The sequence below is a fragment of the Nonomuraea sp. NPDC001699 genome (assembly GCF_053596455.1).
On sequence record NZ_JBSFGF010000003.1, the window covers coordinates 9,706 to 33,987 of the forward strand.

Consider the following 24,282-nt stretch of genomic DNA (forward strand, 5'->3'; position numbering starts at 1 on the left):
TCATGAAGCTCCGTCGCCGAGGGCGGCCCGCACGAGGTCGTCGAGCCCCATCGCGTCGATGGCGTCCTCGGCGTCGTCCGTGATGGCGGCCTCATCGCCGGACAGGTGCAGCAGCGCGTCGAGCACGCCGAGCTCCCTGAGCCTGGCCATGGACAGCGATGCGAACACCGCCCGGACCCGCGCCTCCTCCTCGTCGACGGGGGCCCCTTCCGTGTCCGGGAGGAGCCGCGCGACCACGTGCGCGGCGAGGGCGTCAGGGGTCGGGTAGTCGAAGATCAGCGTGGCCGGCAGTTTCAGCCCCGTCGCGGCCGTGAGCCGGTTGCGCAGCTCGATGGCGCCGAGCGAGTCGAAGCCGAGGTCACGGAACGGCTGGTCGGCATCGATCGATTCGCGGTCCGCGTGCCCGAGGACCATCACGATCTGGCCGAGCAGGAGGTCGGTCATCACGCCACGGCGTTCCGTGCCGGAGAGGGCGGCCAGCCGGCCCCTCAGCGTTGCCGCCGAGTCCGTGCCGTCCGCGACCGTACCGTCCTGCTCGGTCAGTTCCCGGTAGCGGGGCAGCTCGCGCAGCAGCCGGCTGGGGCGGCCGATGGTGTACGAACGGACGAACCGTTCATGGTCGATGTCGGCGACCACGGCGGCCGGTTCGCCGCCCGCGATGAGAGCGCCCAGGGCGGCGACGGCGAGCCCGGGGTTCATCGGGCGCACGCCCATGCGGCGGGACGCCTCCTGCGCCGCGGCCGCGTCCGCCATGCCGCCCCCGGCCCACGGCCCCCAGGCCACCGAGGTGGCCGGGAGCCCGTGATCGCGGCGCCGTACGGCCAGCGCGTCGAGCACCGCGTTGGCCGCGGCGTAGTTGCCCTGGCCGAGGCTGCCGAGCGTGCCCGTGGCGGACGAGAACAGGACGAACGCCGACAGATCCAGCGGCCGGGTCAGCTCGTCCAGCAGGAGCGCCGAGGTCACCTTGGCCCGGAACACGCTCTCCAACCTGTCCTGTGTCAGCCCGTCCAGCACTCCGTCGTCGACCACCCCGGCGGCGTGCACCACGGCGGTGAGCGGGTGTTCCACCGGGATGCCGGCCAGCAGGGCGGCCAGCGCCTCCCGGTCGGCCGTGTCGCAGGCGGCGACGGTCACCCGGGTGCCCAGTCCTTCCAGCTCGGCACGCAGTTCGGCGGCGCCGGGAGCGTCCGGGCCGCGCCTGCTGGCCAGCAACAGGTGCTCGGCGCCGAGTCCGGCCAGCCATCGGGCCACGTGCCCGCCGAGCGCGCCCGTGCCACCGGTGATCAGCACGGTTCCGTACGGCTTCCATTCACCCGGCGATCCAGCCTGGGCCCGCACCAGCCGCCTGACGTAGGCGCCGGTGGCCCGGACGGCGGCCTGGTCCTCGCCCGTCGTACCTGACAGCAGGCTCGCCAGCCGCCGCACCGATCCGGCGTCGACGCTGTCGGGCAGGTCGATCAGGCCGCCCCACCGCTGTGGCTGCTCCAGCGCGGCGACCAGGCCGAGCCCCCACACGGCCGCCTGTTCCGGGCTTCGCACCACGTCGCCAGGACCGGCCGCGACGCCGCCGCTGGTGAGGCACCACAGCGGCGCGTCCACACCGGCGTCTCCCAGTGCCTGGAGGAGCAGCGTGGTCATGGCCAGCCCCTCGGGCGCATCTGTGGTTTCGGAGGGCTCTCGCAGGGACAACAACGACACGACCCCGGTGTACGGCCCGGCCTGCGCGCGAAGTCGCTCGGCCAGCGCGGCCCGGTCCTCGGGCGTGGCGGTGAGGCCGGGCACCTCCAGGCGCACTACCTCGGCTCCCAGCAGCCCGAGCGCTTCCGGCACCGCATCGGCCCAGGCGCCTGCGGCCGCGCGGGCGGAAAGCACCATCAGCCAAGGGCCGCTCGTGCGCGGGCTGGAAGGCTCCCCTGCGATCGGCTGCCAGGTGATCCGGTAGCGCCAGGCGTCGCCGGCGGATCCCTTCGGCTCCGCCGTACTCGACGGCCAGAAGCGCTCGTGCTGGAAGGCGTAGGTCGGCAGGTCCACGAACCTGCCCCCGATCCCGGAGAACACCGCGGTCCAGTCGGGGCTCATGCCCCCCACGTGCAGGCGGGCGAGTGCGGTGACGACGGCCTCGTGCTCGTCGCGGTCCCCGCGCAGCAGGGACACCAGCTCGGTCTCGGTCTCGGCCTCCGCCGGGAGCGCGGCGCCCGCCATCGCCGCCAGCGTGCCGCCGGGGCCGACCTCCACGTATCTGGTCGCCCCAGCCTCGTGCAGTGCCCCGATCGCGTCGGCGAAGCGGACCGTCCCTCGCACGTGCTCCACCCAGTAGGCCGGTGAGCACACCTGCTGGGCCGGGCCACCGGTCAGCGCGGACACGATCGGAATGCGCGGCGGGTGGTAGGTCAGCGTGCGGGCGACCGCACGGAAGTCCGCCAGCATCGGCTCCATCAGCGACGAATGGAACGCGTGCGAGACGCGCAGCCGCCGGGTCTTGCGCCCGCGCTCCTCCAGCTCGCGCGCCACGTCGAGCACGGCGCGCTCGGCTCCCGCGATCACCACCGCCTCGGGCCCGTTGACCGCGGCCAGGGAGACCTCGTGCATGTCGAGGAGCGGCAGGACCTCCTCCTCGGTGGCCTGGACGGCGACCATCGCACCACCGACGGGGAGCCGCTGCATGAGCGTGGCCCTGGCCGCCACCAGGGCGCACGCGTCCTCCAGCGACAGCACACCCGCCACGTGCGCCGCGGCCAGCTCTCCGACCGAGTGCCCCGCCAGCACGTCAGGGGTGAGCCGCCATGATTCGAGCAGCCGGAACAGCGCGACCTCGACCGCGAACAGCGCCGGCTGCGTCCAGCCTGTCTGGTCGAGCAGCACGGCCTCCTGCGTGTCCTCCTCGGCGAAGAGAATCTCCCGCAGCGGCCGGTCCAGCCGGACGTCCAGGTGCGCCAGCACGGCGTCGAGCGCGTCGGCGAAGACGGGGAAGCGCTCGTACAGCTCGCGGCCCATTCCCGCCCGCTGGGCGCCCTGGCCGGTGAACAGGAACGCCGTCTTGCCCGGCCCTGTCACCCGGCCCTCGATCACACATGGCGCCTGGCTGCCGTCCGCTGCCGCTGTCAGGCCGTCCACCAGCTCCGCACGGCTACCGGCCAGGACGGCGACGCGCCGCCGGAAGCTGGACCGGGTCGTGGCCAGGGAGAACGCGAGTTCGGCCAGGCCGATCTCGGGGTGGTCGGCAAGGTGGTCCAGCAGGCGCCGCGCCTGCGACCGCACCGCCGCCTGGGTCTTGCCCGACAGCGGCACAGGAAGCAGGCCAGAGCGCACGACAGCAGGATCGTCGCTCTCCTCGATGGGAGGCGGCTCCTCGATGATCACATGGGAGTTCGTCCCGGTGGCGCCGAAGGACGAGATCGCGGCGCGGCGTGGCCGCCCGGCGTCGGGCCACGGCCTGGCCTCGGTCAGCAGCTCCACCGCGCCCTCCGACCAGTCCACGTGCGACGAGGGCGCATCCACGTACAGCGTCTTCGGCGCGATGCCGTGCCTCATCGCCAGGATCATCTTGATCACTCCGGCGACTCCCGCCGCCGCCTGGGTGTGGCCGATGTTGGACTTGACCGATCCGAGCAGCACCGGCCGCTCGCGGTGCTGGCCGTACGTCTCCAGCAGGGCCTGGGCCTCGATCGGGTCACCCAGTCGCGTGCCCGTGCCGTGGGCCTCCACCACGTCCACGTCGGCGGCGGCGAGCCCTGCGTCGGCGAGTGCCCGGCGGATCACCCGCCGCTGGGACGGACCGCTCGGCGCGGTGAAGCCGTTGGAGGCGCCATCCTGGTTGACGGCGGAGCCTCGCAGGATCGCGAGCACGCGATGGCCGTTGCGCCTGGCGTCGGAGAGCCGTTCGACCACGAGTATGCCGACGCCTTCCGACCAGCCGGTGCCGTCGGCGGCGTCGGAGAACGCCTTGCACCGGCCGTCGGCGGACAGCGCTCCCAGCTCCCCGAACTCGATGAAGCCCACCGGGGTGGACATCACGGTCACACCGCCCGCCAAAGCCAGCGAGCACTCGCCCGAGCGCAGCGCCTGGGCCGCCAGATGCAGCGCCACCAGGGAGGACGAGCAGGCGGTGTCCACGGTCACCGCGGGCCCCACCAGGCCGAAGGCGTACGACACACGGCCGGAGATCACGCTCGCCGCCTGGGCTGTCTGCGCGTGGCCGAGATGGTCGCGAGGCGGCTGGTAGTCGCCGCCGGTGGCGCCGACGTAGACACCGACCTCATCGCCCCGCAGGCCGGCTGGGTCGACCCCGGCGCGTTCCAGCGCCTCCCAGACCGCCTCCAGGACCAGCCGTTGCTGGGGATCCATCACCATCGCCTCGCGCGGCGAGATGCCGAAGAAGCCCGGGTCGAAGTCGGCGACGTCGTAGAGGAAACCGCCCTCGGCCGCCGCGCTGCGTCCACGTCCGTCGGGGCCGCCCCCGGCCAAGGCGGCGAGATCCCAGCCCCGGTCCGCAGGGAACGGGCCGACCGCGTCCACCTCGTCCCCGACGAGCCGCCACAGGTCCTCCGGCGAGCGCACCCCGCCGGGGAACCGGCAGCTCATACCGACGATCACGATGGGGTCGTCGGAAGGTGCGGCCGGGCGCGGGCCGATGTCCTCGCGCGGTTCCTCCTCGCCGAGCACCTGCCCGACCAGGTGTCCGGCGAGGGTCTGGGGTGTCGGGTGATCGAACACGAGCGTGACGGGGAGGGCGAGCCCGGTCGCGGCCATGAGCTGGTTGCGGAGGTCGACCGCGGTGAGCGAGTCGAAGCCGAACTCGCGGAAGGCCCGGCCGGGCTCGACGGCGGCGGCGTCCGCGTGCCCGAGGACAGCGGCGGCCTTGGCCGTCACCAGGTCAAGGACGTACTGGTCCCGCTCGGCAGCGGGCAGTTCCAGCAGGCGTACGCGGAGCACCGGCTCGCCCTCGGGAACGTCGTCGACCACCTTGGCCTGGGGGATCCCGTCCAGCAGCGGTGTCGGGCGCAGCGCGAGGAAGACGGGGGCGAACCGCTCCCAGGCCACGTCGGCGACCGTCACCGCACTCTCGCCACCGGCGACGACCCGGCCCAGCGCGCCCAGGGCGAGCTCGGGCGCCAGCGCGGGCAGGCCGTTCAACCTCAGGTGCCTGTCCATGCCCTCGTCGCCGGCCACGCCGCCATCCGCCCAAGCCGACCACGACACGGCGACCCCGGTCAGTCCCCTGGAGCGACGCGCTTCGATCAGGGCGTGCCTGACCTCCTCCGCCGCGGCGGACACGGCGCGACCGGCGACACCCCAAACCCCGGCCACCGAGCAGAACAGGACGAACGCGTCCAGTTCCCGGTCGTGCAGCAAGGCGTCGAGGTTGGCCGCTCCGGCGACATGGTCCGCGACCGCCGCGCTCAGGTCCGCCGGCTCGGTGCCGTCCAGGGTGGCGGGGGCGGCCGGTTCGTCGGCGTAGATCACCGCATCCGGCGGGAACTCCGCCAGAACGGCCGCCAGTGACTCCCGGTCCGCCGGATCGCAGTACCTGACCGTCACGCGCGGATCGGCAAGATCGGCCGAGCCGGCCCCTTCGGCGGAACGGGGCCGCCCGGCGAGCACCGCCCGCTCCGCACCCGCGTCGGCCACCCATCGGGCGATGCGCTCTCCGGAAGCTCCGGTGTCCCCGGCGATCAGGACGGTGCCGCGCGGTTTCCACGAGCCGTCGCCGCTCGCCACCGGTACGAGCCGCCGGCCGTAGGCACCGGAGGCGCGCAGCGCGGCCTCACTCTCGCCTCCGGCCAGCAGGCCGCCGAACCGGGTGACGGTCCGCCCGTCGAGCGTCTCAGGCAGGTCGATCAGGCCGCCCCAGCGTCCGGGATGCTCCAGCGCGGCCACCCGGCCGAGGCCCCAGACCGCCGCCTGTTCCGGGGCCGGTGGTGCGTCGGACCTGCCCACGGACACGGCACCCTGGGTGACGCACCACAGCGGCGCGGTGACGCCCGCGTCGCCCAGCGCCTGGATGAGGGCCGCCGTCAACGCGACCCCGGGCGGCCCGGCGAGTGCCAGCAGGGAGATCACTCCGCTGAACGCCGAGTCCGTCCCAAGTTCCGCCAGCCGTACGGACAGCGCCGCGCGGTCGGCGTGTGTGACGTCCAGCCGCTCCAGCGTGAGGGTGCCCGCGAGCGCGGCGCTCACGGTGTCGAACAGTTCCGCCCCTGGCCCGGCCGGAACGGCCACCAGCCAGCGTCCGGACGGGCCGCCGGCCGGCAGGCCGGCCAGGGGTTTCCACACCACTCGATAGCGCCACGCGTCCACGAGCGCGTGCTCGCGGCGGGCGCGACGCCAGGACGACAGCGCGGGGATCACCGCGGACAGGGCGTTCGCCTCCACCTCCAGCGTCGCCGCCACCGATTCCACGTCGGCCCGCTCGATCGCGGCCCAGAACTCGGCGTCCACCGGATCCGCCGCCGGCCCACCGGCCGCGATCTCCGGCCAGAACCGCTGCCGCTGGAAGGCATAGGTCGGCAGGTCGACGTGACGCGCGCCGCTTCCGGCGAGGAGAGCGCGCCAGTCCACCGCGAGCCCGTGCACCTGCAGTCTGGCCAGGGCGTCGACGGCCGACGCCTCCTCACCGCGGTCCTTGCGCAGCAGGGGGACGACCAAGGTTCCCGCCTCGGTGCCGTCGCCCGCCAGGCAGTGCTGGGTCATCGCGGCCAGCACGCCGTCAGGGCCGATCTCCACGAACGTACTCACCCCGGCATCCCGCAGGATCCGCACGCTGTCGGCGAAACGAACCGTCTTCCGGGCGTGCTCGACCCAGTAGTCGGGCGAGCAGAGCCGCTCGGCGTCAGCGAGCTCGCCGGTCAAGCTGGACACGAACGGAATCGCGGGCGGCGAGAACCTGAGCCCGCGGATGGCCCGGCGGAACTCCTCCACCATGGGATCCATCAGGGACGAATGGAAGGCATGGCTGACGGCCAGCCGGGTGGCCTTGCGGCCCTCCGCCACGAACCGGGCGGCGAGCTCGGCGACCGGCTCATCCGCTCCGGCGATCACCACCGCGGCAGGCCCGTTGACCGCCGCGATCGAGACCTGGCGGCCGTCGAGCAGCCGGAGCACCTCGTCCTCGGTGGCCTGCACGGACACCATCGCGCCCCCGGCCGGCAGCGCCTGCATCAGGCGGCCCCGGGCCGCGACCAGCGCGCACGCGTCGGCCAGCGTCAGCACTCCGGCGACGTGCGCCGCGGCGATCTCGCCGATCGAGTGCCCCGCCACCAGGTCGGGTTGCAGCCCCCACGACTCCGCCAGGCGGAACAGGGCCACCTCGACGGCGAACAGCGCGGGCTGCGTCCACTGCGTCTGGTCGATCAGCTCCGCTTCGGGTGATCCGGTCCCGGCGAACAGGATGGTCCGGAGCGGCCGGTCAAGCTCGACGTCGAACTGGGCGAGCACCGCGTCCAGCGCGCGGGCGAACGCGGGGAACCTGTCGTACAGCTCCCGGCCCATGCCGGTGCGCTGGGAGCCCTGCCCGGCGAACACCATCGCCAACAGGCCGCCGCCCGGCGCTGCCATGCCCCGCGCGACCTCCGTCACGCCATCGGCGCCGGCCAGCAGCACCGCGCGATGCCGGAACATCGACCTGCCTGCCAGCGAGTAGGCGACGTCCGCCGGGTCGAGGTCGCGCGTGGCGGTCATGACCCGCTCGATCTGGGCTCGCAGCGCCTCGGGGGTGCGCCCGGAGATCACCCACGGCACGACGGCCGCCGGCTCGCGCGGCTCATCCGGGTCCTCCGCCGAAAGCGCCTCTTCGAGGATCACGTGGGCGTTGGTGCCGCTGATCCCGAAGGCGGAGACGCCGGCCCGCAGCGGCCTGCCGTACCGCTCCCACTCCCTGGCCTCGCACAGCGGCTCGACCGCGCCCGAGGTCCAGTCCACGTGCGAGGACGGCACCTCTGCGTGCAGTGTCTTGGGCAGCAGGCCGTGCCTCATGGCGAGGACCATCTTGATCACACCGGCTACGCCCGCAGCCGCCTGCGTGTGGCCGAGGTTGGACTTGATCGACCCCAGCCACAGCGGGTGGTCGCGGTCCTGGCCGTAGGTCGCGAGCAGGGCCTGCGCCTCGATCGGGTCGCCGAGCACCGTGCCGGTGCCATGGGCCTCGACCGCGTCCACCTCGGCCGGTGACAACCCAGCGGCGGCCAGCGCCTGGCGGATGACCCGCTGCTGCGAGGGTCCGTTCGGGGCGGTGAGCCCGTTGGACGCGCCGTCCTGGTTGATCGCCGATCCTCGGACGACGGCTAGGATCGGGTGGCCGTTGCGCCGGGCGTCCGACAGGCGTTCGAGGACGAGCATCCCGACGCCTTCCGACCACCCGGTGCCGTCGGCGGCGTCGGAGAATGCCTTGCACCGCCCGTCAGGTGCCAGGCCGCCCTGGACGCTGAACTCGACGAAGGAGTCGGGGCTGGACATCACCGACACGCCGCCCGCGAGGGCCAGCGAGCATTCGCCGCCGCGCAGGGCCCTGGCCGCCCAGTGGAGGGCAACGAGAGAGGACGAGCACGCGGTGTCGACGGTGACGGCGGGGCCCTCCAGTCCCAGCGTGTAGGAGAGCCGACCGGACATGACGCTCGCGGTGGTTCCGGTGGCGATGTGTCCGCGTACGTCGTCGGTCGAGGACTTGAGCAGGCCGACGTAGTCCTGCCCGTTGGTGCCCACGAACACGCCGGCGTCGCTGCCGCGCAGGCCCATGGGATCGATGCCGGCCCGCTCCAGCGCCTCCCATGACGCTTCCAGCACCAGGCGCTGCTGCGGGTCCATGGCCAGCGCCTCGCGCGGCGAGATCCCGAAGAACTCGGCGTCGAACTCGGTCGCCTCGCCGAGGAACCCGCCCACGGCGGTCGCCGACATCCCGGTGGCGAGAGCCTCCAGGTCCCAGCCCCGGTCGCCGGGGAAGGCGGAGATGCCTTCCCCACCGTCGGCCAGCATCCGCCACAGTTCCTCGGGCGAGCTCACGCCACCGGGGAACCGGCAGCTCATGCCGACGATCACGACGGGATCGCCGTCCTCGGCAGCAGTCCGTACGGCAGGCGTCAGGGTCTCCCCCTCGCCGAACAGCTCGCCCAGGAGGAAGTCCGCCAGCGCGCCCGCGTTGGGCTGGTCGAAGAGCAGCGTCGCCGGCAGGGCCAGACCGGTGGCGGCGGCGAGCGTGTTGCGCAGTTCGACGGTGGTCAGCGAGTCGAAGCCCAGATCCCTGAACGGGCGGTCGGGCGGGACGCCTTCGGCGCCGTCGTGCCCGAGGACCGCGGCGACCATGACGCGCAGCAGGTCGATCACGGCCCTGCTCCGCTCCGACGCGGGCAGACCGGCGAGGCGTCGCCGGAACGCGGGCTCCGCCGTACCTGCTCGGTCTGCCGCGCCGGCCAGTTCGGGAAGGTCGCCGACCAGCCGGATCGCGCCGAAGACCTGCGCGAAGCGGGACCAGTCGACATCGGCGACGGTCAGTGTCGTGTCGCCGTGCTCCAGTGCCTGGCTCAGCGCCACGAGCGCCAGATCGGGAGGCAGCGGCTCCAGACCCGCCCGGCGCAGGCGGTTCGCCACGCCGTGGTCCGCCGCCATGCCCGCTCCGGACCACGGGCCCCAGCCGATCGACGTCGCCCTGAGTCCACGGCCGCGACGGTACTCCGCGAGCGCGTCGAGCAGGGCGTTCGCGGCGGCGTAGCCCGCCTGGCCGGGCGAGCCGAAGGTCGCGGACGTGGAGGAGAACAGCACGAACGCCGACAGGTCCATGTGCTCGGTGAGCTTGTGCAGGTTGACCGCTCCGACCGCCTTCGGCCGCAGGACCGTGGCGAGCCGCTCGGGTGTGATGCCGTCCAGCACCCCGTCGTCGAGCACGCCCGCGGCGTGGAAGACAGCCGTCAGGGGCAGGTCCGGCGGGATCCCGGCGAGCAACGCGCTCAGAGCATCGCGGTCGGCGACGTCGCAGGCCGCGACGCTGACCCGGGTGCCGAGTGCGGTGAGTTCGTCGCGCAGCTCGGCCGCACCGGGCGTGTCAGGCCCACGGCGGCCGACCAGCAGCACGTGCGCGGCGCCGCCGCGCGCCGCCCAGCGGGCGATCTGCGATCCGATGCCGCCGGCGCCTCCCGTGATCAGGACGGTGCCGTCACCGAACGGCCCGGCCTGGGCGACGTCCGCGCGGAGCGGTGCGCGCACCAGGCGGCGGCAGAAGACTCCGGAGGCGCGTACGGCGAGTTGATCCTCACCAGCGGCCAGCGCATCGATCAGGCGTGCGGTCGTGACCTGGTCCGGATCCTCCGGCAGGTCGACGAGCCCGCCCCACAGCTGCGGCTGCTCCAGCGCCAGGGTACGGCCCAGCCCCCAAACGGCGGCCTGCAGCGGTCTGGTCACCGCCTCGGAGCGTCCCACGGAAACCGCGCCTCGGGTCGCGCACCACAGGGGCGCCTGGATCGAGGCGTCGCCGAGCGCCTGAGCCAGCACGACCGTCGCCGCCAGTCCGGCGGGCACCCCGGGACGGTCGGCCCGCTCCCTCTCGTCCAGGGCCAGCAGCGACACGATCCCGGCAGGCTGCGGTCCCACCGAGTACAGCTCCTGGATCCGTGCGGCCAGGTCCACCCGGTCGAGCTCGCCGACCTCGATCCGGTCACCGCCCAGCGCCTCCGCCAGAGACGCCGCATGCTCCTCGCCCTCTGGCACCACCAGGAGCAACCGGCCACGCGTACCCGATGAGCTCGGCGGCAGCGGCTTCCAGACGGACCGGTAGCGCCAGCCGTCCACGGTGGAGCGCTCCTTGCGGTGGCGGCGCCATGAGGACAGCGCGGGAAGCACGGCCTCCAGGGCCTCGTCACCCACCCCCAGGTCCGCCGACAACGCCGTCACGTCCGCGCGCTCGACGGCGTCCCAGAAGTCTGCGTCCGCGGCGCCGGAGGAGACGGGCACAGCCCCGGCGTCCGGCCAGAAGCGCCGCCGCTGGAAGGCGTACGTCGGCAGCTCGACCGCCTCGGCGCCCGTGCCTTCGAAGAATTCCCTCCAGTTCACGACGACACCGCGGGCATGCAGCCTGGCCACCGCGTCCGTGACGGCGTGCTCCTCGGCCCTGTCCCTGCGCGCCAGCGGGATGGTCCGTGCCTCGGGACGGCCGGCGAGGCTCTCGGCGGCGACGGCCGTGAGCACTGCGTCGGGGCCGATCTCGAGGAAGGTGACGACGTCCTGCTCGGCCAGGGCGCGCACGCCGTCGCCGAAGCGGACGGGCCGCCTGATGTGCTCGGCCCAGTACTCCGCTGAGCGGAGCAGGTCGGCGTCCGCCTGCTCGCCGGTCAGGTTCGACACGATCGGGATCTGCGCAGGCGCGTACGACAGGCCGCCGGCGACCCTGCGGAAGTCGTCGAGCATGGCGTCCATCCGCGGCGAGTGGAAGGCGTGTGACACCGGGAGCCGCTTGGTCTGCCTCCCTTGCGCCGTGAAGTGTGCGGCGATCTCCAGGACGTCGTCCTCTTCGCCCGACACGACCAGCGACACCGGGCTGTTGACCGCCGCGATCGAGACCCGCTCGGCACGCCCGGCCAGCAGCGGGAGCACCTCCTCCGCCCTGGCCTGGACGGCGAGCATCGCCCCGCCCGGGGGCAGTGCCTGCATCAGGCGGGCGCGGGCGGTCACCAGGACGCACGCGTCCGGCAGGGAGAGCACACCCGCCACGTGCGCCGCGGCGATCTCCCCGACCGAATGTCCCATGAGGTGATCGGGGTGGATCCCCCAGGACTCCAGCAGGCGGAACCCGGCCACCTGGAAGGCGAAGAGCGCCGGCTGCGTGTAACCGGTCTCGTCCAGCAACGCGGCCTCCGCCGTACCGGCCGGGGCGAACAGCACCTCCCGCAGCGGGCGATCGAGATGCATGTCCAGGTGGGACAGCACCTCGTCGAGCGCCTCGGCGAACGTGGGGAACCGGTCGTACAGCTCGCGGCCCATCCCGGCCCGCTGGCCGCCCTGCCCGGTGAACATGAAGGCCAGGGAGCCGCGGACGACGGCGGCGCCGGTGAGCCCGCCTTCGGCCAGTGACCGCAGGCCGCCGGCGATCGCCTCCCTGTCCTGCCCGACCAGCACCGCTCGGTGGTCGAGGTGGGAGCGTGAGGTCGCCAGGGAGAACGCCACGTCGGTGAGGTGGTGCTCCGGCGTCTCCTCCAGCAGGGACAGCAGCCGCCCCGCCTGGTGACGCAGTGCCTGGCCGTCGATGCCGGAGACGAGCACGGGGACCACGACCGGCTCGGCCTTTCGTACCCGGGCAGCCGACTGAGGCGCCTCCTCCAAGATCGCGTGCGCGTTGGTGCCGCTTAGCCCGAACGACGACACCGCCGCCCGGCGCGGACGCCCGGCGCGCACCCATTCCCGCTGCTCCGTGAGCAGCTCGATCGCGCCGCTCGACCAGTCCACGTGCGACGAGGGCGCGTCCACGTGCAGCGTTCTGGGGAGCAGGTCGTGCCGCATCGCCATGACCAGCTTGATCACGCCGGCGACGCCCGACGCCATCTGGGTGTGGCCAATATTGGACTTGACCGAGCCCAGTAGCAGCGGGTGCTCCCGGTCCTGGCCGTAGGTCGCGAGCAGGGCCCGCGTCTCGATCGGGTCGCCCAGCGCCGTGCCGGTCCCGTGTCCCTCGACGGCGTCGACCTCCGCCGGCGAGACTCCCGCGTTGGCCAGCGCCTGCCTGATGACGCGTTGCTGCGCCAGCCCGTTCGGCGCGGTCAGCCCGTTCGAGGCGCCGTCCTGGTTGATCGCGGAACCGCGGATCACCGCGAGGACCGGGTGCCCGTTGCGCTCGGCGTCGGACAGCCGCTCGACCAGCAGCAGCCCGACGCCTTCCGCCAGACTCATCCCGTCGGCGCCGTCGGCGTAGGCCTTGCAGCGGCCGTCGGGAGCCATCGCCCGCTGGCGGCTGAACCCGATGAAGGCGTCGGGCGTGGACATCACGGTCACGCCACCGGCCAGGGCCAGCGAACTCTCGCCGTCGCGCAGGGACTGGCAGGCCATGTGCAGCGCCACCAGTGACGAGGAGCACGCCGTGTCGAGCGTGACAGCCGGGCCTTCCAGGCCGAGCAGGTACGACACCCTGCCGGACAGGATGCTGGGCACGGTGCCCGTGACCAGATGGCCCTCCAGACCCTCGCCCTGGCCGACCATCGCCGTGCCGTAGTCCGCGTAGCTGGCGCCGATGAAGGCACCGGTCAGGCTCCCGCGCAGGGAGGTGGGGGCGATCCCGGCCCGCTCGACGGCCTCCCACGCCGTCTCCAGCACGATCCGGTGCTGCGGGTCCATCGCCAGCGCCTCGCGGGGCGAGATCCCGAAGAAGTCCGCGTCGAACTCCGCCGAGTCGTGGAGGAACCCGCCTTGCGTGGAGTACGTCCTGCCCGACCGGCCCGGGTCGGGGTCGTAGAGCCCTTCGGCGTCCCAGCCACGGTCGGTGGGGAAGCCCGAGATCGCGTCGACGCCGTTGAGCACGACCTGCCACAGGTGCTCGGGCGAGCGGACCCCGCCCGGGTAGCGGCAGGCCATGCCGATGATCGCGATCGGCTCGCCCGGCCCTGCCTGCGTCCTGCTCGCCACAGCCGCCGGTCCCGCCTCGGCCCCGGCGATCTCGGCGCACAGGAAGGCTGCCAGCGACACCAGGTTCGGATGATCGAACACGACCGTGCTGGGCAGCGTCAAGCCCGTCGCGACGGCCAGCCGGTTGCGCAGGTCGACCGCCGTCACGGAATCGAAGCCCAGGTCGCGGAAGGCCCGCCGGTCGGGGACCGCGTCGGCGGAGGCGTGCCCCAGCGCGGTCGCCGCCTGCGCCCGCGCCATCTCCGTCACGAGGCGCTTCCGCTCGGCCTTCGGCAGAGCACGCACGCGGGTGACGAACTCCCCCGCCCCTGCGGCCGGGGCCGGCTTCCGAGCCAGATTCCGTACGGCAGGCAGCTCATCGAACAAGCGGCTCCGCCGTACCGAGGTGAAGACGGGGAAGTAGCGCCCCCAATCGATGTCGGTGATCGCCAGCACGGGCTCCTGCCCTGCCAGCGCGTGCTCCAGCCCTTCGAGAGCCAAGGCGGGCTCCATGAACACGAGCCCGCTGCGCATGATCTGCTCGGGATCCACCCTGCCCAGATCGCGGTCGTCCGCCCAGATACCCCAGGAGATCGAGGTGGCGGGCAGCCCGCGAGCACGCCGATTCTGCGCAAGCGCGCCGAGGTAGGCGTTGCCCGCCACGTACGCCGCGTGCCGGCCGCTGCCCCACATGCCCGCCATCGAGGAGAACAGCACGAAGGCGTCGAGCTCGTCGTCGTCCAGCAGTTCGTCGAGGTGCCGGGCGCCGAGCACCTTGGCCCGCACGACCCCGGCGAACGTCTCCAGGGTGGTCTCGTCCAGTGAGTGCAGTTCGATGGCGGCCGCGGCGTGCACGACCGTGCGGATGACGTGGCCTTCCGCCCGCAGCTTGGTCAGCAGGCCGGCGAGGGCGTGGCGATCCGAGACGTCGCACTTCTCCACCGTCACGCCCGCGCCCAGCTCGGCCACCAGTTCGGGGGCCCCGGGGGCGTCCAGGCCGCTACGGCTGACCAGCACCACGCGCTCGGCGCCCTTGCCCGTGACCCAGCGGGCCACGTGCGGGGCGAGCGTTCCCGTGCCGCCGGTGATCAACGTGGTCCCGCGCGGGGTCCACCTGCGCTCAGGCTCCCGGTCCGCCGCGGGAACCACACGACGGGCGAACAGGCCGGAGGACCTGATGGCGAGCTGGTCCTCGTCCCCGCCCGCGAGCGCGCTCGCCAGGCGCCGCGCCGCGCGCTGGTCGAGCGTCCCCGCGGGCAGGTCGATCAGGCCGCCCCACCGGCGCGGATGCTCCAGCGCGGCCGTCCAGCCCACGCCGTGGACCTGCGCCTGGACGGGGTTGGTGACCGAGTCCGCCCGGCCGGTGGATACCGCGCCCCGGGTGAGGCACCACAGTGGTGCGTCGAAGTCCGCATCACCCAGCGCCTGGACGAGCGCGACGGTCAGCGCGAGGCCCGTGGCCAGCTCCGGATGGCGTTCCGCGGGCTGCTCCGCCAGAGCCAGCAAGGACACCACACCGGAGACGGGCCCGGTGAGCGCTCGCGCCAGCACCTCACGGTCGGCGTGCGACTCGTCCAGCACCATCCGGCGGACCTGGGCGCCGTGCGTGATCAGCGCCGCGGCCACGTCCTCGTCCGCCACGCCCTCGGTCGTGACGAGCAGCCACGTGCCGGGCAACGAGGGGGAGGCGAGTCCGGTCACCGGTCGCCACTCCACCCGGTATCGCCAGGAGTCCAGCGTGGACCTGGCCCGTTGCCTGCGACGCCACGACGACAGCGCGGGCACGACCGCGGCGAGTGTCTCCTGGCCGACGTCCAACCTGGAGGCCAGCGTGCCGAGGTCCTGCTGCTCCACCGCCGTCCAGAACCGCTCGTCCACCGAACCGGACGTGCTCGTCCGGGGAGGCCGTTGGATCCAGAATCGCTCCTGCTGGAAGGCGTACGTCGGCAGGTCCACCCTGCGAGCGCCGGTTCCGTCGAAGGCCGTCCGCCAGTCGACGGGCACACCGCGGACGAACACCTCGGCCAGCGAGGTCAGGAATCGCTCCGTGCCGCCCTGGTCGCGCCGCAGCGTCCCGGCGACGACCGTGCTGTCGTTCGTCCCCTCCGCAGTCTCCTGGGTCGCGCCTGTCAGCACGGGGTGCGGACTGACCTCGACGAAAGCCCGGTGTCCCGCGTCCAGCAGCAGGCGTACGGCAGGTTCGAACCTGACGGCCTGCCTCAGGTTGCGATACCAGTAGCCGGCGTCCAGCTCCGTGCCGTCCAGCCACTCCCCGGTCACCGTGGACAGGAACGGGACCGCGACCCGCTCGGGCGTGATCGCCGCCAGTGCCCGCGGGAGTTCCTCCCGCAGCCGCTCGACATGGGCCGAGTGCGAGGCGTAGTCGACCGCGACACGGCGGGCTCGCACTCCCTCCCCGGTCAGTCGCCGTGCCAGCTCGTCGAGAGCGTCGGGGGCGCCGCACACCACGACGGAGCGCGGCCCGTTCACCGCCGCGATCGAGATCCGTTCCTTCCAGGGACTCAACCGCTCCTCGGCGTCTCGCTCCGAGAGGGAGACGGACATCATCGCCCCGGCGCCCGCCAGCCGCCGGGCGATGGCCTGGCTGCGCACCGACACCACCAGCGCGGCGTCCTCCAGCGACAGCGCGCCGGCCACGCAGGCGGCGGCGATCTCGCCCTGGGAGTGCCCGATCACCGCGTCAGGCTCCACTCCGTGAGCACGCCACATCGCCGCAAGCGAGACCATCACGGCGAACGACACGGGCTGCACGACGTCCACGCGCTCCAGCGGCGGCGCGCCCTCCGCCTGGCGCAGCACGTCAATCAGCGACCAGTCGACGTGCCTGCTCAACGCCAGCGCGCATTCGGCGATGCGCTCGGCGAACACCGGGGACTCCTCCAGCAGCTTCGCGCCCATGCCCGCCCACTGCGCGCCCTGGCCGGGGAACACGAAGACCGTCCTGCCCTCGACGTCGGCCAGGCCCTGGACGACACCGGGCGAAGGTTCGTCCGCGGCCACCGCCAGGACACCGGCGACGAGCGCCTCGCGATCGCCGCTCACCACGACGGCGCGATGCTCGAACATCGACCGCGACGTCACCAGCGAGAAGCCCATGTCGAACGGATCGTGCTCGTCAGCGTGCGCGGCCAGCCGTCCCGCCTGCGCCCGCAGCGCCTCCGCCGTCCTGCCCGACACCACCCACGGAACCGGGCCGTCGCGGTCGTCGCTGTCGCGGGTCTCGGCCGGCGTCTCCGCGGCCTGTTCGAGGATCGCATGGGCGTTCGTGCCGCTGATCCCGAACGACGACACGGCGGCCCGGCGGGGACGCCCGGTCTCCGGCCACGGCACGGCGTCGGTCAGCGGCTCGACCGCGCCGGAGGCCCAGTCCACGTGCGACGACGGTGTGCCGACGTGCAAGGTCTTCGGCAGCCGCCCGTGCCGCATCGCCATGACCATCTTGATCACGCTCGCCACACCCGCCGCCGACTGCGTGTGGCCGATGTTCGACTTCACGGACCCGACCAGGAAGGGTGTCTCACGGCCCTGGCCGTACGTCGCGAGCAGGGCTTGCGCCTCGATCGGATCGCCCAGAGCCGTGCCGGTGCCGTGCGCGTCGATCGCGTCCACCTCGGCCGGGGACAGCCGCGCGCTCGCCAGCGCCTGCCGGATCACGCGCTGCTGCGAAGGACCGTTGGGCGCGGTCAGCCCGTTGGACGCGCCGTCCTGGTTCACCGCGGAACCACGTACCACCGCGAGGATCGGATGCCCGTTGCGCCGCGCGTCGGACAGCCGCTCCAGCACGAGCAGTCCCGCGCCTTCCGCCAGGCTCATCCCGTCGGCCGCGTCGGAGAACGCCTTGCACCGGCCGTCGGCGGCCAGGGCCCGCTGGCGGCTGAACGCCACGAAGGAGACCGGCGTGGTCATCACGGTCACCCCGCCCGCCAGGGCGAGCGAGCTCTCGCCGTTGCGCAGCGACTGGCAGGCCAGGTGCAGAGCCACCAGCGACGACGAGCACGCCGTGTCGACGGTGACCGCGGGTCCTTCCAGGCCGAGCACGTACGACACCCGGCCGGACAGCACGCTCGGAATGGTGCCGGTGACCTGGTGTCCCTCGGCGTCGGGGGCGTCGGTGCCGTACTCCTGGTAGCTGGAGCCGATGAACGTGCCGGTCGGGCTGCCGCGCAGCCCTGAGGGCTCGATCCCGGACCGCTCGATGGCCTCCCACGCGGTCTGCAGCAGCAGCCGCTGCTGCGGGTCCATGGTCAGCGCCTCACGCGGCGAGATCCCGAAGAATCCCGGGTCGAAGTCACCGGCGTCGTGGAGGAAGCCACCGTCGAGGGAGTACGTCGTACCCGGGTGATCAGGGTCCGGATCGTAGAGCCCTGTCGTGTCCCAGCCGCGGTCGGCGGGGAGCCCGGAGACGGCGTCGACCTCGTCGGTCACCAGGTCCCAGAGCTGTTCGGGTGAGGCGACGCCGCCGGGGAACCGGCAGGCCATCCCGATGATCGCGATCGGCTCGTCGGCGGGGGCGGCGGTTACGGTCCGCCCGGCGTCCGCGTCCATCTCCCGCACGACCTGCGACAGCAGGAAGTCCACCAGCGCGGCCGGGTTCGGATGATCGAACACCAGTGTGCTCGGCAACGCCAGGCCGGTGACCATGACCAGGCGCTGGCGCAGTTCCACCGCGGTCAGGGAGTCGAATCCCAGTTCGCGGAAGGCGCGCCGCTCCGCGACCGCCTGGGCCGACTCGTGCCGCAGCACGGCCGCCACTTCGGTGCGCACCAGCTCCAGCAGCGTGCGACGCTGGTCCTTCTCGCTCAGGTCGCGCAGCGTCGCGACGAACGCCGGATCGCCCGCCACGTGCCGGGAGAGCGCGCTGACCTCGGCCAGTTCGCTGAACAGACGGCTTGGTCTCGCCGAGGTGAACACCGGATAGAACCGGTCCCATTCGACATCGGCGACCGCCACCACGGCATCCTCGCCACTGACCGCCCGGCTCAGCTCCCTGATCGCGAGCACCGGCGGCAGGAAGGCCAGCCCGCGCCTGAGCAGGTGGTCGGCCATGGTGCTCTCCATGGCCATCCCGGCTTCCGCCCACGCGCCCCAGGCCACCGACGTGGCGGCGACGCCGCGCGCCCGCAGGTGCTCGGCCAGCGCGTCGAGGTAGGCGTTGGCCGCCGCGTAGGCGCCCTGGCCCGCACCACCCCAGACGCCCGCGACCGAGGAGAACAGGACGAAGAAGTCGAGCTCGCGATCATCGGTCAGGTCGGCCAGGTTGGCGGCGCCCGCCACTTTCGCGGTCATCACGGCGGCGAGCTCGGCGGCGTCCGTCTGATCGAGCGGCGCGACGGCCTGGCTCACGCCGGCCGCGTGGACGACTCCGGTGAGCGGCCGGTCGGCCGGTATCTCCTCCAGCACGGCTGCCAGCGCCGCCCGGTCCGTCACATCGCAGGCGATGACGCTCACCTCGGCGCCCAGCGCGGCCAGCTCGTCACGCAGCTCCGTTGCCCCGGGGGCGTCCAGACCCCGGCGGCTGGTCAGCATCAGGTGTGCGGCGCCGGCGCTCGCCAGCCACCGCGCTGTCGCCGCTCCGAGCGCGCCGGTCCCACCGGTGACCAGCACCGTCCCACCGGAACCCATCGGTGTGCCGGACCCCGCCCGGCCGGAGGTGATCGGGTGCCGTCGCAGCCTGCGGCAGTACACCCCCGTCGTACGGACCGCCACCTGATCCTCGCCGTCCAGCCCTGCCAGCACTCCCGCCAGGCCGAGCGCGGCCTGCCCGGTCACCACGTCGGGCAGGTCGATCAGCCCGCCCCACCGCTTCGGATGTTCCAGGGCGGCCACCCTGCCCAGGCCCCAGATCTGCGCCTGGAGCGGGCTCGTCACCCGGTCCCCTGCCATGGCGGACACCGCGCCACGGGTAAGGCACCACAGCGGCGCGTCCATCTCCGCGTCCCCCAGCGCCTGCAGGAGCGCGAGCGTGTGCGCGAGACCGCCCTCCGACACCACCCCGGCGATCTCGCCCAGCTCACGCAGCCGTCCGGCGAGCGACTCCCGGTCGGCCTGCCCGTCCACGGGGAACCGCGTCACCCGCGCCCCGTGCCCCTCCAGCGCGCCGGCCACGTCGTCGCCCGTGATCCCGTCCGCGGTCACGACCAGCCAGGTCCCCGCCAGCACGTCGAGCAGCGGTGTGCGGCGCGGCTTCCACTCCACGCGATAGCGCCAGGAGTCGAGCGTCGCGGCCTCACCCCGGCTCCGCCGCCACGACGTCAGGGCGGGAAGCACGGTGTCCAGCGAGGATGTGTGCTCGTGGTTCAGGCCGAGGATCGCGGCCACGTCCCCGGCGTCGCCGCGTTCGACCGCCTCCCACAACCGTGTGTCCGCCGGATCCCCGGTGTCCCTCGTGGTGACTTCGGGCCAGTACGACTCATGCTGGAACGGGTACGTCGGCAGCTCCACCCGGCGCCGCCCCTGTAGCACCGCCTGCCATTCGACCCCGACGCCATTCACCTGCAGCTCGGCCAGCGCGCTCATGAAGGCCACGCTCTCACCCCGGTCACCGCGCAGCAGGGGAACCAGCAGCGCATCCGAGTCGAGCGCGCCGGCGGCCATGGCCGTCAGCACGCCGTCGGGCCCGATCTCCAGGAACGCGCGCATGCCGGCCCGGTGCAGCGCCAGCAGCCCGTCGTGGAACCGAACAGCCTGCCGCACGTGCCGTACCCAATAGCCCGGCGTGCGCAGCTCGTCCGTGGCGAACGTGCCGGTCACGTTGGAGATGACGGGAATCCCCGGCGGGTGGTAGGCCACCGACTCGGCGACCGCCTGGAACTCCGCGAGCATCGGCTCCATCAGCGGAGAGTGGAACGCGTGCGACACCCGCAGCCGCTTGGTCCTGCGCTCCCGCGCCGCCCATTCGGCCGCGGCGTCCAGGACGGCGGCCTCGACGCCGGCGATCACCACCGATGCCGGCCCGTTGACCGCCGCGACGGACACCTCGGCCTCCCGTCCGGCCAGCGACGCGAGGACCTCCTCCGCGCCGGCCTGGATCGCCACCATCGCCCCGCCCGCCGGAAGCGCCTGCATCAACCGGCCCCGCGCGGTGACCAGAGCGCAGGCGTCCTCCAGCGTCAGCACCCCGGCGACGTGCGCCGCGACGAGCTCCCCGATCGAATGCCCGGCCAGCGCGTCGGGGCGGACCCCGTACGACTCGACCAGCCGGTAGAGCGCGACTTCGAGGGCGAACAGCGCGGGCTGCGTGTACTCCGTACGGTCGAGGAGCCGGGCGTCGGAAAAGAGCGCCTCACGCAGCGAGAAGTCCAGGTGGGACAGCACCTCGTCGAGGGCCTGGGCGAACACCGGGAACCGCGCGTAGAGCTCCAGCCCCGTCCCCACCCGCTGCGCGCCCTGCCCGGTGAACAGGAACGCCGCCTTCCGATCGTCGACGGCCCGTCCGCGTACCGCTCCCGGCCGCCCCGTGGCCAGCGCTCGCAGCCCGGCCAGCGCCACGTCACGGTCCTCGGCCAGTACGGCGGCGCGGTGCTCGAAGGCGGAACGCGTGGTCACCAGCGAGAACGCCACGTCGGCCAGGTCCAGGTCGGGACGCTCTTCCAGATGGGACGCCAGCCGCGCGGCCTGCTCTCGCACAGCAGGCTCCGTCCGCCCGGAAACCGTCAGTGGCACCGGCGACGGCACGGGCGGGACCGCGGAGAGAGTCTCGGCCCCGTATTTCTGCTCGATGACGAGGTGGGCGTTGGTGCCGCTGAAGCCGAACGACGACACGGCGGCCCGGCGCGGGCGGCCCGTCTCCGGCCACGCGCGCGCCTCGGTCAGCAGTTCCACCGCTCCGGCCGCCCAGTCCACGTGCGAGGACGGCGCGTCCACATGCAGGGTCTTGGGCACGAGTCCGTACCGCATGGCCATGATCATTTTGATCACGCCCGCCACGCCCGCCGCAGCTTGCGTGTGCCCGATGTTCGACTTGATCGACCCGAGCAGCAGGGGCCGGTCCTCCGGCCGCTCCCTGCCGTAGGTCGCCAGCAATGCCTGCGCCTCGATCGGATCGCCCAGGGTGGTCCCGGTGCCGTGTCCCTCGACCACGTCCACCTCGGCCGGGGACAGGCGCGCTCCGGCCAGAGCCTGGCGGATCACCCGCCGCTGGGCGGGGCCGTTCGGCGCGGTCAGCCCGTTCGACGCGCCGTCCTGGTTGATCGCCGATCCGCGGACGACGGCGAGCACCTCGTGCCCATTGCGCCTGGCGTCGGACAGGCGCTCCAGCACCAGCACTCCGACGCCTTCGGCCCAGCTCACCCCGTCGGCCGTGTCGGCGAACGACTTGCACCGCCCGTCCGGCGACAGGCCGCGCTGGCGGGAGAACTCGACGAACGCCCCAGGCGTCGCCATCACGGTCACGCCACCGGCCAGCGCGAGCTCGCACTCACCTCCGAGCAGCGCTTGTGTCGCCAGATGCACGGCCACCAGCGAGGACGAGCAGGCCGTGTCGATCGTCACTGCCGGTCCCCGCAGGCCCAGGGTGTAGGAGACCCGTCCCGAGACGACACTCGCGGCGGTCCCCGTGCCCCGGTAGCCCTCGAACTCGCTCGCGCCGAGCATCCCGCCGTAGTCGGCGTACATCACCCCGGCGAACACACCCGTCGTGCTACCTCGAAGGGACACCGGGTCGATCCCGGCCCGCTCGACCGCCTCCCAGGACGCCTCCAGAAGCAGCCGCTGCTGCGGGTCCGTCGCCATGGCCTCCCTCGGGCTGATTCCGAAGAAGTCCGCGTCGAACTCCGCCGCGTCGTGCAGGAACCCGCCTTGCCTGGTGTACGAGCTTCCCGCGTGGTCGGCGTCCGGATGGTAGATCGAGCCCAGGTCCCAGCCGCGGTTGACGGGGAAGCCGCTGATCACGTCACGGCCCTCGGCCACCACCCGCCAGAGATCCTCCGGTGAGGCGACGCCACCCGGATAGCGGCAGCTCATCCCGACGATCACGACCGGGTCGTCGGCGACCGGGGTGACCACAGCGGGAACGGCCACGTCGTGCTGGGCACCCAGCACCTCGTCGAGGAGGAACTCCGCCAGCACGAGCGGTGTGGGGTAGTCGAACACCTGCGTCGCGGGCAGGCGCAATCCCGTCGCCCGGCTCAGCCCGTCGCGCAGTTCGAGCGCCGTGAGGCTGTCGAACCCCAGCCCGCGAAACTCCCGGCGGGCGTCGACGAGATCCGGCGAGGCGTGTCCCAGCACCAGCGCCACCTGGGTCCGCACGATGTCGAGCACCGCCCGGAGTCCGTCGGCGCGCTCCATTCCGGCCAGCCGTCCAGCCAGCGCCTCGCCGGCCGCAGGACCGGCGGCCGCCGACCGGCGCGCCGTCCTGACCAGTCCTCGGAGCAGGTGCGGCACCTCGCCGCGCGCACGCACCGCGGCGAGGTCGAGTCTGACCGGCACCACGATCGGCCGCCCTGCCTGTACGGCGACGCCGAACAGATTGAGGCCCTCGTCCGCGGTGAACGCCGACATCCCGGCGCGGCTCATCCGCCGGGCTTGGGCGTCGTCCAGCGCTCCGGCCATCCCGATGTCCTGCGCCCACGGGCCCCACGCGAGCGACACCGCGGGCAAGCCTTCCGCCCTCCGGTGCTCGGCCAGCATGTCGAGGAACGCGTTGGCAGCCGCGTAGTTGCCCTGACCTGCGGCACCCACCGTGCCCGCCACCGACGAGAACAGTACGAAGGCGGCCAGGTCCAGATCGCGGGTCAGCTCATGGAGGTGCCAGGCCGCATCCACCTTCGGCCGCAGCACCGTGGCCAATCGCTCGGCGGACAACGACGGCATGGTCCCGTCGTCCAGCACTCCGGCGGCATGGATGATCGCGGTGAGCGGGTGTTCGGGGTCGACGAGAGCGAGCAGTTCCGCCAGCTCGTGGGGTTCGGCCACGTCGCAGGCGGCGATCGTGACCTCGACCCCCTCTGCGGCCAGGTCGGCTCGCAGCTCCGCCGCGCCTGGCGCGTCCATGCCCCGGCGACCGGCCAGCAGCAGATGCCGTACGCCTCGCTCGGTCACCATGTGCCTGACCAGCAACGCTCCCAGGCCGCCGGTGCCGCCCGTGATCAGCACGGTCCCTTCGGGGTCCCACGCCCGGCCCTCCCCGGGCTCGCTGTCCGGGCCATCACCGACTCGTACCAGGCGGGGCACCAGGATCTCGCCCTGACGGATCACCGCCTGCGGTTCCCCGGAGGCGAGCACGGCGGCCAGCGCCTCTGGTGAGTCCTCGTCCAGGTCCACCAGCACGAACCGGCCGGGGTTCTCCGACTGGGCGCTGCGGACCAGACCCCACACCGCCGCGGCCGCGAGATCGGTCAGCGGGTCACCCTCACGCGCCACCACCGCGCCCCGGGTGATCACCACCAGGCGGCCGTCGCCGCCGGATGCGCCGACCAGCCGTTCCTGCACCAGGTTCAGGACCCGCGCGCTCAGCTCGTGCGCCGACTCCACCACCCCGGCCGCCGGGTCCGAGACTATCTCCGCCAGCTCGACATCCGGAGCCGCCTCCACCGGGGAGGAGGGCTGCAGCACGGTCCAGTCCACGGCGAACAACACGTCGCGACTGCGGGGAGGGCCGGCAGACGAGAACGGCCGCAGCATCAGCGACCGCGCCGACAACACCGGTTCCCCCGCGGCATCCACCGCGGTCAAGGAAACCGCGTCGTCGCC

General features: G+C 73.2%; 1 protein-coding gene (only partly in view). It reads right to left on the reverse strand.

All coding sequences use genetic code 11. The features are described 5' to 3' along the window. On the reverse strand, positions 1–24,282 hold the 3' portion of the coding sequence (locus ACWCSU_RS10280; protein ID WP_449934785.1) for a type I polyketide synthase. Its footprint extends 3,426 nt past the window's final position; the window shows 24,282 of its 27,708 coding nt (coding positions 3,427–27,708); the start codon falls outside the window, past its right edge — the gene reads right to left on this strand; the stop codon is at positions 1–3.